Origin of the sequence: Pseudarthrobacter sp. fls2-241-R2A-127, assembly GCF_030209355.1 — a bacterium.
Lineage (GTDB): Bacteria > Actinomycetota > Actinomycetes > Actinomycetales > Micrococcaceae > Arthrobacter.
This window is the reverse complement of record NZ_JARVSF010000008.1, coordinates 405,118-420,597: the sequence shown is the minus strand read 5'-3', so window position 1 is coordinate 420,597 and position 15,480 is coordinate 405,118. Positions and strand designations below refer to the sequence as shown.

12 protein-coding genes are annotated in these 15,480 nt (G+C 62.5%); 7 read left to right on the top strand and 5 right to left on the bottom strand.

The features are described from left to right. Nucleotides 1–41 precede the first annotated feature (41 nt). The 7 genes from QRN53_RS06530 (at nucleotide 42) to QRN53_RS06500 (ending at nucleotide 10,177) form a co-directional block, all read left to right on the top strand. The gene (locus QRN53_RS06530) at nucleotides 42–1,349 is read left to right on the top strand and encodes an extracellular solute-binding protein (RefSeq protein WP_285243195.1); all 1,308 of its coding nucleotides are present in this window, start codon (nucleotides 42–44) and stop codon (nucleotides 1,347–1,349) included. A gap of 6 nt (nucleotides 1,350–1,355) precedes the next feature. Further along, complete coding sequence (locus QRN53_RS06525) at nucleotides 1,356–2,315, top strand: carbohydrate ABC transporter permease (RefSeq protein ID WP_285243194.1); 960 nt, start codon at nucleotides 1,356–1,358, stop codon at nucleotides 2,313–2,315. Nucleotides 2,316–2,469: 154 nt separating this feature from the next. Then, nucleotides 2,470–3,225: a carbohydrate ABC transporter permease gene (locus QRN53_RS06520; RefSeq protein WP_285243235.1), complete on the top strand. Its 756-nt coding sequence runs from the start codon at nucleotides 2,470–2,472 to the stop codon at nucleotides 3,223–3,225. A 6-nt stretch (nucleotides 3,226–3,231) separates the two neighbouring features. Further along, nucleotides 3,232–4,314 carry a glycoside hydrolase family 130 protein gene (locus tag QRN53_RS06515; RefSeq protein WP_285243193.1) on the top strand — a complete coding sequence of 361 codons (1,083 nt, stop codon included), beginning with the start codon at nucleotides 3,232–3,234 and terminating at the stop codon, nucleotides 4,312–4,314. A gap of 34 nt (nucleotides 4,315–4,348) precedes the next feature. Next, nucleotides 4,349–6,424: a hypothetical protein gene (locus tag QRN53_RS06510; protein WP_285243192.1), complete on the top strand. Its 2,076-nt coding sequence runs from the start codon at nucleotides 4,349–4,351 to the stop codon at nucleotides 6,422–6,424. A gap of 76 nt (nucleotides 6,425–6,500) precedes the next feature. After that, nucleotides 6,501–7,568, top strand: a complete 1,068-nt coding sequence (locus tag QRN53_RS06505; protein ID WP_285243191.1) for a glycoside hydrolase family 130 protein — start codon at nucleotides 6,501–6,503, stop codon at nucleotides 7,566–7,568. Between the two features lie 41 nt (nucleotides 7,569–7,609). Continuing rightward, entirely contained in the window at nucleotides 7,610–10,177 is a 2,568-nt protein-coding gene (locus QRN53_RS06500; protein ID WP_285243190.1) for a glycoside hydrolase family 2 protein, read from the top strand. A gap of 108 nt (nucleotides 10,178–10,285) precedes the next feature. Here QRN53_RS06500 and QRN53_RS06495 read toward each other — a convergent pair whose 3' ends face one another. The 5 genes from QRN53_RS06495 to QRN53_RS06475 form a co-directional block, all read right to left on the bottom strand. After that, nucleotides 10,286–11,542, bottom strand: coding sequence for a phosphatidylserine decarboxylase family protein (locus tag QRN53_RS06495; protein WP_285243189.1), 1,257 nt, complete (start codon nucleotides 11,540–11,542; stop codon nucleotides 10,286–10,288). A 23-nt stretch (nucleotides 11,543–11,565) separates the two neighbouring features. Then, entirely contained in the window at nucleotides 11,566–12,534 is a 969-nt protein-coding gene (locus tag QRN53_RS06490) for a magnesium transporter CorA family protein (protein WP_285243188.1), read from the bottom strand. Nucleotides 12,535–12,695: 161 nt separating this feature from the next. Continuing rightward, complete coding sequence (locus tag QRN53_RS06485; protein WP_285243187.1) at nucleotides 12,696–13,331, bottom strand: hypothetical protein; 636 nt, start codon at nucleotides 13,329–13,331, stop codon at nucleotides 12,696–12,698. 62 nt (nucleotides 13,332–13,393) lie between these two features. Then, nucleotides 13,394–13,840 (bottom strand): hypothetical protein, encoded by a 447-nt coding sequence (locus QRN53_RS06480; protein WP_285243186.1) that lies wholly within the window; start codon nucleotides 13,838–13,840, stop codon nucleotides 13,394–13,396. Nucleotides 13,841–14,072: 232 nt separating this feature from the next. Continuing rightward, nucleotides 14,073–15,443: a NosD domain-containing protein gene (locus QRN53_RS06475; protein ID WP_285243185.1), complete on the bottom strand. Its 1,371-nt coding sequence runs from the start codon at nucleotides 15,441–15,443 to the stop codon at nucleotides 14,073–14,075. Nucleotides 15,444–15,480: the final 37 nt, after the last annotated feature.

Genomic DNA, 15,480 nt, shown 5'->3' with positions numbered 1-15,480 from the left:
TACACAATCTCGTTCATTAAAACCAAGTATTAGGAGACGCAATGAAGCGTGGAAAAAACCATGCCCGGATTCTGTCGATAGCCGCCATGGCCGTGCTCGGCACTACCCTCGCCGCATGTGGCGGAGGGGGAGCCACCGGCACCGGAGGCGCAGGTTCCGCGACAACGGCCAAGGGCCCAATTAAGATCTGGTACTCGAACAACGCCGCAGAGGTGAAGTGGGGCAAGGACATGGTCGCCGCCTGGAACTCCGCCCACCCCGACGAACAGATCGACGGGCAGGAAATCCCTGCCGGGAAGAGCAGCGAGGAAGTTATCGGCGCCGCGATCACCGCCGGCAACGCACCATGCCTGGTGTTCAACACGTCCCCGGCCGCAGTGCCTCAGTTCCAGAAGCAGGGCGGGTTGGTCCCGCTGGATTCCTTTCCGGACGGTGCACAGTACATCAAGGACCGCACCGGCGACCTGGCGGATCAGTACAAGTCCTCAGACGGAAAGACCTACCAGCTGCCATGGAAGTCCAACCCGGTGGTCCTGTTCTACAACAAGGACCTGTTCAAAAAGGCCGGCCTGGATTCGGAGAACCCGAAGCTCTCCACCCAGTCTGAGGTCCTGGACACAGCTCGCAGCCTGGTCAAATCCGGTGCGGTCCAAACGGCGATCTGGCCTTCCCCCTCGAGCGATTTCTACCAGCCGTGGTTTGACTTCTATCCCTTCTATGCCGCATCAAGCCAGGGATCGCAGCTGGTGAAGGACGGCAAGTCCACCTTCAACGACGACCAGGGCAAGCAGGTCGCCACTATGTTCCAGACGCTGTACAAGGAAAAGCTTGCCTCGGCTGAGGCTTACCAGGGCGATTCCTTCGCGGAAGGCAAATCCGCGATGGCGCTGGCTGGCCCGTGGGCGATCGCAGCCTACAAGGACAAGGTGAACTGGGGTGCCGTGCCGGTGCCCGGTCCGCAGAAGCAGGACAAGTCCTATACATCCTCCGACGCCAAGAACGTCGCCATGTACTCTGCCTGCAAAAACCAAGGCACAGCGTGGGATGTGATGAAGTTCGCCACCAGCCAGGACGAGGACGGCAAGTTGCTGACCGAGACGGGCCAGATGCCGATGCGCAAGAACCTGACCACAACCTACTCGGATTACTTCGCAAAGAACCCCGCCTATACCCAGTTCGCCGACCAAGCGTCCCGGACCGTGGAAGTTCCCAACGTTTCCAACTCAGTCCAGATCTGGCAGACCTTCCGGGACGCCTGGTCCAAGTCCGTGATTTTCGGCAACCAGAGCATAGATGACGCCTTCAAGGGCGCCTCGGACAAGATCGACCAACTGGCCGGGCAAAAGTAGGCTGCCATGACCAGGCCAGGATCAACAGGCGCTCCCCTCCAGGTCTCGAACCTGGAGGGGAAGGGCCCGAAGGGTCAACGGAAACGCCCGGCACTGCTCGGCGCCCAACCCCTCGGCTTGCTCTTCAGCGCCCCTTACGTGCTCTATGTCCTTGGCGTGCTGGCATTTCCCTTGGGATATGCCGTCTACATTTCACTCCACCAGTTCTATTTCACCGCCCCGGGCGTGCAGGTAGACAGGCCCTTCGTAGGCTTGGATAACTACGTGACAGTCCTGTCCGACCCGCAGGTGCAGCGGTCGTTCATTAATATCGGGATCTTCCTGGTCATTAACGTCCCCCTGACGGTCGGACTCTCCCTAGTCCTGGCCAACGCACTAAACAGGGTGCAGAAACTTAGGACATTCTTCCGCGTCAGCTATTACGTTCCCTACGTGACGGCCAGCGTCGCCGTGGTCGGCGTCTGGTTGTTCCTGTTCCAGCAGAACGGCCTGGTTAACTCCCTGCTCGGCCCGCTGGCACCCAACCCGTCCTGGCTCGTGAACTCGTGGCTGGCGATGCCCACCGTCGCGTTGTACGTGACATGGAAACAACTGGGCTTCTTCATCCTGCTCTACTTGGCTGCGCTGCAGAACATCCCGGATGAACTCTACGAATCAGCCTCCGTGGACGGCGGCAACAAGTGGATCCAGTTCTGGAATATCACCGTTCCCGGCGTCCGGTCGGCAAGTGTCCTGGTGACCCTTCTGGCCACCATCACCGGTGCCAATCTCTTCACCGAGCCCTACCTGCTCACAGGCGGGGGAGGTCCCGACGGAGCCTCCGCCTCGCCGGTGTTCCTCATGTACCAGAAGGGAATCCTGCAAGGCAACCCGGACGTCGCTGCGGCACTCGGCGTCGTTCTGGTAATCGGCGTCCTGCTGGTCACCCTGATCCAAAAGCGCCTTGTCGGCGGAAAAGAGGATTAACGTGGCACTTGATAATGTCCCGCGCACCGCGGCCGGAGAGCCAGCCCAGGCCAAGCAAAACGAGGCAAGCGTCGGGAAACGCGCCCATCTGGGCGTCGGCAGCTTCATCCTGCTCGCCCTCGGTGCGTTCGTCTTCCTGTTTCCCTTCTACTACATGTTTATCGGCTCGCTGCAAACCAGCCCGGATACCTCTGTCGCCGGCGCTTTTCCCAACCCGGCCAACCTCACGCCGGAAAACTACGCCAACATCAACGGCTCCATTAACTTGCTCACCGGCCTGGCCAACTCCGGTATCTTCACCGGCGGCGTCATCTTGGGCACGGTGCTCTTCGGGATCCTCGTCGGATATGCCTTGGCCCAGATGCAGTTCCGCGGCCGCGGCGTCGTCTTCGGCATGTTGCTGCTGGTCCAGATGGTCCCGTTCCAGCTCCTGCTGATCCCGCTGTACGTGATGATCGTGCGCGACTACGGGCTCTCGGACAACTACCTGGGAATGATCCTGCCGTTCGCGATCAACTCCACCGCTGTGTTCGTTTTCCGGCAATACTTCCTGCAGTTGCCCTCAACCCTGTTCGAAGCGGCCCGGATCGACGGAGCCAGCGAACTGAGGATCCTATGGCAGATCGCCATCCCCCTCGTCCGCCCGGCCATTGTCACAGCGATCCTGCTGACCTTCATCGGCCCTTGGAATGAGTTCCTCTGGCCATTCCTGGTCACCAAGGACGCCGCCATGCAGCCGCTCGCGGTGTCGCTGGCCAACTACATCTCCAACATCGCCGCCACGGCGGCCAATCCCTTCGGGGCAATTCTCGCCGGCGCCTGCGTCCTGGCAGCACCCGCCGTCGCCCTGTTCATCTTCTTCCAACGCCAATTCATTTCGACCAATATCGGCTCCAGCGTAAAGGGCTAACAACCAATGACTTCCACAGCATCGCGACTTCCCACTGTCCCATTCAAACTCACCCGCGCCGGGGTCATCATGACTCCCGAAGAAGGCAACGAGTTCGAAGCCGAGGGGGTGTTGAACCCCGCCAGCGGCCGAACACCCGACGGCGAGCTGTACCTGTTGCCGCGTCTCGTCGCCAAAGGCAACGTCTCCCGCGTGGGACTGGCCAAGGTGCTCATCGGCGATGACGGCGTTCCCGACGGCGTCGAGCGCGAAGGCGTCGTCCTGGCCCCTGATGAAGGATGGGAACGCGGCGTAAATAACGCCGGCACTGAAGACCCGCGCGTCACCTGGGTTCCGTCCCTCGGCAAACACCTGATGACCTACGTCGCGTACGGGCCGCTGGGGCCCCGCCTTGCCCTCGCCTGGTCCGAGGACCTGCGCACCTGGCACCGGCTCGGACCGGTTCATTTCGAGTACCAGGCCGACCTGTCCATGGACCTGAACCTCTTCGCCAACAAAGACGCTGTGTTCTTCCCGGAACCGGTCAACGACCCCGACGGGATCCCGTCCTACGCACTCTTGCACCGCCCAATGTGGGACCTGGGCTGGATCCGTGAGGGTGAAGGCGAACACCTCCCTGCCGGGATCACCGATGGCCGCCTCGGCATCTGGATCTCCTACGTGCCGGCCGCCGACGTCGAAAAGGACATCCGCAACCTCGTCCACCTGCGCCACCACAAACTGGTGGCCATGAGCGAGTTCCCATTCGAGAACCTCAAGATCGGCGGCGGTCCCGCCCCGATCCGAATTGACGAAGGGTGGCTACTGATCTACCACGGGGTGACCGGAACCATTGAAAAGTCTTCCTTCGACCACCAACAGAACGTCAACTACGCTGCGGCCGCCATGATCCTGGACGCGCAGGACCCCTCGACAGTGATCGCGCGCAGCCACGAGCCCCTGCTGGCCCCCGAAACGGACGATGAAAGGTCCGGCATAGTCCCCAACGTCGTTTTTCCCACGGCGATCGAAAAAATAGGCGAGCAATTGTTCGTGTTCTACGGCATGGCTGACTCAAAGATCGGCGTCGCGCGGCTCGACCGCGTCTGAAAACCAAGCCCCTCCCCGGATTCCAGGAGCCACGATGACCCGTGCCAGCACCCGCCAACGTTCCAGATACGCCCCTGTTGCGTCTCTTGCAGCAGTATCACTCCTACTGACTGGGGCCGGAGCCGCAAGCGCGGCTCCACCGTCCCCGTCCGCGCCCCCGACCGTCGGCACGCAGGCACCACTGACCAACCTGTCCCACCTGAATTTCCTGCTGGACAGTGTCCCGCTGCACGCCGTCGACGGCCACACCACTTACCAGCTGGACGAACGCCCAACCGCCCAGGCACCGTGGACCTATGCCAACAAGAACGACGACGGCAGCTACACCCGGGTCGGCGGCGGAACCAAAGACGCTGCCACCGGCTACTGGACCCAGGGGGCCTTCAACGCCGACGACATAGCCCGCACCGCCGTCGTCTATCTTCGCCACTGGCAGCAGACCGGCGACACTACCAGCCGGGACCATGCCTTCGAGGTGCTGCGCGAACTGACATACCTGCAAACCTCCTCCGGACCGAACGCCGGAAACGTCGTCCTCTGGCAACAGCCGGACGGGTCACTGACACCGAGCGCGAAGCCTGCCGAACTGCCCGATCCCAGCGACTCGGCAGAGTCGTACTGGCTCGCGAGGACCGTTTGGGCCCTGGGGGAGGGCTACGCGGCGTTCAAAGTAGCCGATCCACAGTTCGCAGCGTTCTTGAAGGCGAGGCTTGACCTCGCTGTGGCGTCCTTGAACAAGCAGTCCCTGGCCAAGTACGGAACCTATGACATCGCGGACGGTGACAAGGTGCCGGCCTGGCTCATCACGGGCGGAGCCGACGCCTCAGCCGAAGCAGTGCTGGGACTCACCGCCTACACCCAGGCTGCCACGGACGACGGAGTCGCCGCGACGGCTCTCCGGGAGCTCACCGAAGGCGTGGCTGCCATGTCATCCGGCTCCGTGCGGCAATGGCCTTTCGGAGCAATCCTGCCCTGGAACCAGTCACGGACCCTGTGGCACGCCTGGGGCGGGATGACCGCTGCCGCCGTCGCGGGCGCCTCACCCGTCCTCAACCGTCCCGACCTGCTGACCGCTGCCGTGCGGGACTCCGCCCAGTTCACGCCCCAACTGCTTGCCGCCGGCGGTCCGGACAATGCTTGGAGCCCGGTCCCCGGCGAAGCACAGATCGCCTACGGAGTGGACTCCCGGGTCGAAGGACTCGTCGCAACAGCCCGGGCCGCCCACGCACCCGGCCTGCTCGACGTCGCAGCCGTGACCGCCGGCTGGTACTTCGGGGCCAACCGCAGCGGCAAACCCGCTTACAACCCGGCCACCGGAACCGCTATTGACGGCATCGAAACCGACGGCCGCGTCAATCCCAACTCCGGGGCGGAGTCCACCATCCACACCCTGCTCTCCAGGCTGGCCCTGGACGCCAACCCGGAGCTCAAGGCCAAGGCCCTTGGCATCAACCACACCGTGGGGACCGACGGGCTCAAAGTGGCTGAAGCCGAATCAGGGGCCGTAACCGGCGGCCAAGTCGTCAAACCTGCCTCCGCCTGGACCGGCGAGGCCAACTGGTCCGGGGGAGCCTACGTGGCCCTCAACGCCGGCGGTACGTTGCGGATTCCGGTGCCGGCAGCCGACCAGCCACAGAACATCTACCCCATCGTCAACCAGCTCCCGAACCCTGCCGGGACAACGTCCTGGACCTCCGGGGACACCGTACTTGGCACCACCGCCAACGGCGGGGCAGGGGAGCAGGGCATCACGGCGGCCCCCGGAAAGCTCTCCCCGCTTTCCCTCGACAAGGCCCTGCCAGCCCATCGAGACAGCGTTCTCGCCACGGCCGGCAGCAACGTCGCCATCGACGGGGTGCTGGTGCAGCCACAGATTTCCTCCGTCAGCGTTTCGGGCCTGTCCGGTGAGCGCACGCTGTTCATCAGCGCGGCCAGCACAAGCGTTGACCGGAAGATTGACGTGCCACAGGGCTTTCACCTCAGCCAACAGGCCTACGATGCCAGCGGCCGCGCCCTGCCCCCGACCGCAGACCAGAACGGCGCGGATCACGCAGGTCGCGTCTCTGTCGCGCCAGGGGGCTTCACCTGGGTTTCCATCGACCAAAACTGACCAACACCCCACCCTTCTTTCACAGCAGGCCCGGCCATCCCCGTCCGGGCCTGCCCCAACGACAGGCAACGCCACCATGCAGAAGATCACCACAGCCGCACTGCGCGAGACTTATGAAAAAGCGCTCACGTTCAGCAACCCGCTGACCGACACCATCTCGACAGACCAGTTCTCGGCCGAATATCCCGACCGGCCCGAATGGGTGGTAGGACCTTTCCAGAAGGACGACTCGCTGACGTTCCGGCAGGAGACGGACTGGGCCGACCCGACAGGAATCGGCTGGACCTCAGATTCGATCTTCAACCCGTCTCTCATGGTTCGAGACGGCAGGCTCTACCTTTTCTACCGGGCCTCACCGCGCAAGGAATCCATCTCCAGCCGGATCGGGGTCGCAGTCTACGATTCGGAGGCAGGGTGGCAGGACAATTCCGCCAACCCCGTCATCTACCCAACGCAGGACAACGAAATCCTCGGTTGCGAAGATCCAAAAATATACGCGGCCAACGGGCGCTACTACATGTTCTACAACGGGATCTGGACCATCGACCGGAACGGGGACCAAGCCACCGGCGATGACCCGGATGTATACCCCCTCGGGGACGTTGGCTGTGACATCAATTTGGCCGTCTCCGATGACCTCATCAATTGGGAAAAGCTCGGCCTTGCGGTCCCGCACGAGATCTCCCGCTACTGGGCCAAAGGGGCTGTTATCCCCCGCAACGCCCGCGGCGAGGCGGTCAAGCTCGGCGGACACTACCTGATGTACCTGTCCGAAGGATGCGGAGGCACCACTCACGTGGGCCGTTCCACGGACATGGTCAACTGGACGTTCGAGCCCCAGGACTACCTGGACCTCGGCCCGCTGGGCGGCTCCCTCCACGAAGTGGCCTGCGCCATCGTCGAAGACGACGGATCCAAGCTGGTCCTGGACTTCTTCTACGGCGACGCCGATGGACAATTCGCCGCAGCCCAGGCCCTCTACGACACGAACGCACCTTTCACCCAAAAGGCACTCTACCTGGGCGGTTCCCTCGCGTGGGGCGGCTTGCTCAAATTCAGCGGAAGCTGGATGTTTGCCCAGGGGTGGGACGCCCCATCTGGGTCCAGGGAGATGTACTTCTACCGTGCCGACGGCAACCAGTAATCCCCTCCACCACGCCAACATCCCCAGATAAGGCAGAAATCATGATTGAGACGACCCGTCTCACTGACGGATGGGTGCTGCGCACGACGATCCCGGCCGATGACGCTCCCGATGGAGCAGCCGCCTGGAGGCTCCCTGCGTCCGTACCTTCGGTTGTTCACACCGTACTCCTGGATCATGGGCTCATCCCCGACCCGTACGCCGGTCAAAACGAGGACACCCAACACTGGATCGGCCGCAGCGAATGGGAGTACGCAACTACTTTCGAGCACGACGGGGCCAGGCACCGCCCTACCGAGCTGGGCTTCGAAGGACTGGACACCGTGGCCGTCATCCGCCTCAACGGCGTGGACCTGGCGCACACCTTCAATCAGCACCGCAGCTACACCGTCGACATCACTGACCATGTCAAAGCCGGCATCAATACCCTGGCCCTGATATTCAAGGACGTTCGCGCCCATGCCGAGCTGGTCCGCGCGGAGGCCGGGGAACAGCCCAATGAAAATCCAGAACCCTTCCAATACGTCCGCAAATCCGCTTGCAACTTCGGGTGGGACTGGGGACCAAACCTGGTCACCGCCGGCCCCTGGAAACCGGTCAGCATCCGCCGGTACACCACTGCCCGCTTTCAGTCGGTCCGCCCGTCCATCACCACCAGAGTCAAGCCAGCCCAAGTCGGCACCACGCCCACCCACGGGAGCGCTCGGGTCGAGGTAAACGTCGATCTGCTCCGGGCCCCGGGCATTCACAGTGGGCTGCCTATCGAGCTCGCACTGACCGTCGGCGTGAACGGGACCACGAGGACCGTCCCCATCATCCCGGACTCAATCTCCGCTACCGTCGTCCTCGAATTGGACGAGGTGGAATTGTGGTGGCCCCACGACTTGGGCGCTCAGCCTCTCTCCCGGCTTGCAGTTTCCCTGCAGATGGGACACCAGACCCTCGACACCTGGTCCAAGGACGTCGGCTTCCGGGACTTTGAACTCAAGACTGACCGGGACGAAAACGGAACCGCCTTTGTCTTTGCCGTGAATGGCATCGACATCTTTGTCAAAGGCGCCAACTGGATCCCCGATGACTGCTTTCCGTCCCGCATCACTGAGGACCGCCTGCGGGAGCGCATTTCCCAAGCCATTGGGGCGAATATGAACCTCCTCCGGGTCTGGGGCGGTGGGGTGTATGAGTCAGACGACTTCTACGACCTGTGCGACCGGATGGGCATTCTCGTCTGGCAGGACTTCCTCTTCGCCTGCGCCGGCTACCCCGAGGACGGTCTACTCTACGATGAGGTCGCCGGTGAGGTCCGGGACAACGTTGTCCGGCTGATGAGTCATCCAAGCCTCGTAATCTGGAACGGCAACAATGAATGCATCTGGGGATACGAGGACTGGAACTGGAAAGCCCAGCTGGACGGGCGCGGCTGGGGATGGCGTTACTACGCCGAACTCCTGCCTGACCTCATTGCCGGGCTGGATCCCACCCGCCCTTATTGGCCCGGTAGTCCCTATTCGGGAAACCCTGAACTGCACCCGAACGACCCACAGCACGGCACCGTGCACATTTGGGACGTGTGGAACCAGGAAGACTACCTGGACTACGCACAGTGGAACGCCAGGTTCGTTTCCGAATTCGGTTTCCAGGGCCCGCCCAACTGGTCCACCCTGGCCCGGACACTGGAGCCCGCCGACCTGGACCTCGACGCCCCAGCCTTCCTCAACCACCAAAAGGCCCAGGACGGGACCACGAAACTGCAGCGCGGACTTGCCGCGCACCTGCCCGACCCAGCGGATTTCGTTGACTGGCACTTCCTGACCCAGGTCAACCAGGCCCGCGCCGTCCGGTTCGGCATTGAACACTTCCGCGCCGGGTCGCCCGTGTGCGCCGGGTCCATCGTCTGGCAACTCAACGACTGCTGGCCCGTCACGTCATGGGCCGCCGTCGATGGCTATGGACAGCTCAAGCCGCTCTGGTACGCCATCAGGGACGCGTACCGGCCACGGCTGGCGACGGTCCAGCAGCGCGGCAGCGAGCTCGTCGTTGTCCTGGTGAACGACACAGCTGACCCTTGGAGGGGAACACTGAGCCTGGAGTTGATCAGCACGGACGCCGCCACGGACGTCACCGCTCAACGCCTGAAAGTGATGGCATCCCATCTCTACGATTTCGACGTCGAAGCACGCGCCACGGCGGACATCAGCCTGCCAAACGATGTCGGCCGGAGTGATTTCCCATTGACCGAGGTCCTCGTCATCCGCGGCGAGGGGATAGGGCCCGGGGACCGCATCCTTCATTTCCATGCCGAGGACAAGGACCGCCTCACTGAACCTGCGCGAGTTGCCGCCTCAGCCGTGAAGACACACGACGGGGTGGCTGTGACGGTCACGGCCCACACTGTTGTCCGCGACCTTGTCTTGCAAGCGGACCGCATGGACCCCGGCGCCACAGTGTCCGAACAGTGCATTTCCCTGCTTCCCGGGGAAAGCCACACCTTCCGTGTCACAACATCCACCATCGAGCAGGACGCTGAAGAACTCGAGCGATGGACCCTGCACCCGGTTCTGCAAGGTGTAGGCCTTACAGCATCCGGCATCCATGCTCACGAAGGATAGCCAAGGTCAGGCGGCGAAGAGCACCATGCACGTGGAGCACCGGCATAGACGCCCCGATCACGGTGCTCGCTGGCTGGCAAATGAATGAAAGGGTTGTGCACTTGCCTTTCAGCGTTTTGCGGTAGCCAGCTTCGATCTCACCCGTACGAGGGGAGCGTTTTGGTTTTGGGGCTGCGGTATTGCTTCCAGGGCGAACTGGTCGATGGCACCGGGCCGGAAGATGAGGCATTCAGTTGAGCCGCCGAACTGGAAGTAGCCCAGTTCGTCGCCTTTCTTCACGTGGTGTCCCGGCACGATGTCCGGGTCGATGACGCACGAGGAGACTTCGATCATGCCGACGGGGACGAAGGCCATCAGGCCGATCGCAGGGTCGTCGGCCTGGATCAGGATGATCGCCCGGGCGGCCACGTGGGCCAGGTAGGCCTGTGAGAATCTGGAGTCGACCGCATTGGCACCCTCCGACTCCGCCTCGGAAAAGTAGGTGCCGTCCTTGAGGTAGGCGCGCACGATAGTCCCTGCGACAGGTGCGTGCCACCGGTGGTAGTTCAGTGCGCTCAGGAAGGCCTGATAGACCGTCCCGCCGACGAAGTCATCCACTGAGTCGTCGCGGGCGAGCAGGTCATCGAGGGAGTATGGCTGGTTCTTGACCCAGAACCGGCTCTGCCGTTGTACGTCGGAGCTGATCTTGTAGGGGGTGGATTCGCAGGCACTGACGATGACCTTGTCGTCGTCTGCGTCAGCAACGGGCCTGGACGTCGAGGTGAGTCGACGGGAGAAGAAGTCGTTCCACGACGTGAACCCCCAGTGCTCGGCATGGGGATCATGTTCGTAGTCACTTATCCCGACGGCCTGCTGGGCCTTCTCCGACATCCATCCGGACGGGGAATCGTTCAGCACGTACAGCGACTCCGGACTGGTGAGAAAAGTGCACCAAGCGTCCAGGACCTTGCGGAACATGGCGACGATCCGGGGGTCGCGGTGGGCAGCGAAGCCGGCCTCGGTTCCCATGGTCCAGTCTAGGATTGCCGTCAATGGGGTAGTGACCATTCCCCCTTCGCTGAACTCCGGGGCCATTGTCAGGACTTCGTTGATAAGCCGCAGCATTTGATCGACGCTGGTGAGGTGCCGTTTGCGGTACGGTTTGGATTTCGGAACCTGTTCGATCATCTCGGTCATGTAAAGGCGGACCACAGGATCGCTGGCGATCAATTCCTGGAATTCGACGATCACCGGATGCAGTGGCGAATCTTCCGGGCGCGCTTCTACTCGTTCCCGATGACCGGCAAGCCAGTCTTCAAGTTCGTCCTGTTCTGGCAGCCAGCCCCCTGGGCGCGAGATTCCGTGGAATGAATTCTTAGCGGTCATGTTGCAGAGCCTACTCCTGCTGTTCAAATCCACTCTTTCTTCTTAAAGCTCAGGTACAGCCCTGCAGAGGCAACGATGATCAGTGTCAAGGAGAGGGTGAGGCCAAGCGGGGACTGGAAACCCAGGAACGGCACATTTTGGCCGAAGAACCCTGTAACGGCGGTAGGGACGGCGATAATGGCGGCCCAGCTGGTGACCTTCTTCATGACCAGGTTCATGCGGTTGCCCTGGATGCTGATGTGTGTTTCCAGAATGGTGGTGACCAGGTCGCGGAGAGACTCCGTCCATTCGGAGACCCGCAGCACGTGGTCATAGACGTCCTGCAGGAATGGCTGCATTTCGGGATCGAGGACTTCCAGGTCGCGGCGGAGAAGAGTGTTCAAGACCTCCCGCATCGGCAGGACCGCGCGGCGGAGCCGGACGAGGGATTTTCTGAGCTCGAACGACCTGCGCTGGAGGTCATGATCAGGGGCATGATCAACAAACAGGACGTCTTCGAGGGAATCAATTCGGGAATCCAGTTCCTGTACGGTATCGAAGTGCCCGTCCACGATTAGATCAAGCAGGCCCCAGAGCAGAAACGATGTGCCGTGCACGGCAAGGTCCGGCTCGGCGTCCCAGTGCGCCGTGAGCTGCCCGGGATCCATTTCCGGGCCGTGCACGGTGACCAGGGCTCTTTTAGTGATGAAAGCCTTGACCTCAGCGATCTTCAGCTCATTGGACTCCCCGGCCAGCTCAGCGTGGTAGGCGGCCAGAAAGAGGTGGCCGGGGTAGCGGTCCAGCTTGGGTCGCTGGTGTTCATGGACGGCATCCTCGACGGCAAGACGGTGCAATCCGAGTGCTTTTTCAATACCTGCCAGATCATCCGCTGTAGGGGACATGTAGTCGATCCAGACCGTGACCCCCTCTTCGCTGAGGATGTTGTCCAGTTCTTCCAACCGGAGATCCTCGCGTTCGAGCCGTCCATGGCGGTAGAGCCGAGTACACATCATGCGGCAATTTTAGGCATGGTGCCCGGTGCGGGGGAGTAGTCACCATCGGGCAGCGAGACCCCGGGAGCACCGTCCGCTTGGCAGATTTCACCGGTGTCCCTGCAGGACGACGTGGAGGGTAACCTGCCCGCCGCAGTACGTAGTAGCCTCCCGGCCACCGCCTACAAGCCGCTTGGGAAGGTGAATGAGGCTGGCAGAGGTGACGGTGCCGCGCCGTGGAAGAGTACGATCTCGTCGTGGGCCTTCAGGACCACGTCGGAAATTTTCCCGTCGTGAGGGACGCCATTCACGGCTACCTTCCAGCCGTCCTGGGCCGAATGCGCCGTGCCGGGGTTCGCATCGGTGCCGTCCAGGACACCCCACTCCGTGAGGAACTGCCCGAGGGTGTACGTGACGCCGGCGGTGGGCGCTTCAATATGGATAATTCCCGTTTCGTCGTGGCTGTGCAGCGCCGAAATTCCGTTGGGCTGGCCAGCGGAGTTGAAGCTGAAGCCGATGTCAGCCGGGACGGTGACAGGCTTCCCGTCCACGAGCACATCCAAGTGCGCGTGGAAGTGCTCTGCGGCGCCTTCTGCACGGAGCACATCCAGTCCGGCGGCTTTGATCCGGTCACCGCCGCCCTGGACAGCAAGACCCCAGCCCGCGGACGGGGCGGGAGCGGAGGCCGTGGCAGCCGGAGCAGGCTGGGTAGCCGGGGACGAGGTGGAGACGGCACTGCCCGAGGTTGGGGCGGAGCATGCGGCGGCCGACAGGGCGATGCCTGCCAGTGCTGCACCAAAGGGTATGAACTTTTTCATGAACAACAGCTTTCGGTAAGGACAGGTACGTCGGTCACGCATGCGGACAGCCCACATCTCCTTTATGTCAGATCTGCCCTTCCGGCCCGCCGAAATTCTCTGGCAGCAGAACAGTAAAGGCCAAAGACCCAAGTGCATGGCCTTGGTGGCCGTGTTGCTGAGGATGCGGCCGAAGTCTCCGCGCTTGTGCTCGGGGTGGCAGACACGGGCTCGACGTTTGTCCGGGCCAGCAGTGCCTCAACCACTTCGGCGACTAAATCTTCCTTGTCCCGCCGCTTGGCGTCCTCCTGCTGCGCGACCTCGACGCGGGCTGCCTGCCATGCCGACCAATGGCCGGAGACTAAGGCCCAAAGCGAGAGCGCCGAGACGTAGACCACTGAATCCAGCCACCCCATCAGCAGTGAAATAGGGATCATCAAGATCCAGATAATGGCCAACCAGCCGTTGACCCGCCGCATGAAGACCGGGTCTCCCTGGACCATCGCCCACAGACTCTTGATGGGGCCCACGCATCCTCCTCGGTCAGTTGACGGCGGAGCGCTCCGCCTCCGGGACGGTACCTGCGAAGACTGGAAGGAAGCTGGGAATCAGGTCGTAAGCGGATGTTCTGACATCAAGGTCGCGGGTGCCACTATCGAGGTCGCGGGTGCCGCCTATGACTGCTCTGTCCGGCAGGAGTCCTTGCGGGAGCGCGCCCGAGGAGGCGGATGCCGTGCCTCGAGGCGCGCCCGCGTGCACTTGTCAGGGAGTCGGCCGGATGGCCGTGTCAGGGCTGTATGACGTGACCTGGGATGCGGCGCCGCTGTCGAGGACTTTCGAGTGTGTGGTCGACGCGTCGAGGACGACATGCTGGGAGGCCGTGTTGCTGACGACATGATTGAGGGCGACCACGTTGGCATCCCCTCCGGCGATGAGGATCTGGGTTGGCTGGGCGCCGGCCGGGGCGATGTTGGCGGGAGGGACGTTGAAAGCGAAAAGGTTGTTTGAGACGAGGTTGTTGTCTCCGGCCACGTGAACGACGCCGTAGAGATCGTCCAAGCCGTTGCCGCGCCCGATAAACGGCGGGAACCCCTCGTTGGTCCGGCGAATGTGGTTGGCCGTGATGAGGTTCTCCTTGCAGCCGTTCAGCAGGCGGAGCATGCCCGGGTAGAAGCCCTGGAGCCTGTTTGAGGAAACTGAACAACGGTTGCACCCGGTGAGCTCGACGAGGCTGCGGCCGCGGGGGAAGAGGTTGTTGCCGGTGACGAGCAGGCCCTCGTGGTTCTCTGCGAGGAGTGTCACCCCGTCCGGGCCCGCACCCATGAGATTGTCACTCACCACCGTTGCTTGGCCGGCGCCCGTCAATTCGACGCAGTTTCCGCACTCCGCGATCATGTTGTCGTGTACGCGCAGTGCGTCTGCGCCGCGAACTATGAGGGCGTGCTCCAGGTAGACGAATCCCATGCCCGTGATGTGCAGGGAGTCGTTATCGGAGGCCACCTCGATCCCGGTCCGGCCGTTGCGGTAGCTGTTCCCGTCAGGTGTAAAGTCCACTCCGTCAAGGCAGAAATCCCTGAACACGATTCCGGACAGCCTGGGACTGCCGCTTCGGCGGACGAGGAACGCCTGTGGAGTGGCCGCCGGTGTCAGGACGCGGATGTGACTTCCTCCTGGTTGAAGCTCCAGCCAGCCGGTGGTGTCAACGTTGTTGGCGATACTGCGCGAGAAGAAGCCGTGGCCAAAGCCGGAAATGGTCAGGAAGCTGATGTCCACAACCACTTGGGTGCGAAGGTCATAGTCGCCTGGCGGAATGATGATGACCGCTCCGGGCTTCGCCTCCGGCTGTGATTGCCGGCCTTTGATATCGGCGATGATGTCATTGATGATCGCGCCTACGTCGGACATGGCGGTGACCTCCGGATGCCCCTTGATCTTCCACGCGGTGACATCGTAGGTGTTGGATGAGCCGGACAGAGCTCCGTTGCCTCCGGCGTCGGCGTTGGCGTTGGCGTTGGCGCTTGATGAAATCCCCAGCGTCAGTGCCGCTGCCAGGGTGCCTGCGGCGCCGGCACCGAGCATCCGGCGACGACTTGGACTGGTGGCGCTGAGGTTGTCGTCTTGATCCAGCTTCATTTGTCTTCCTCCATGCAGGTCAAAGATTGCTTCATTG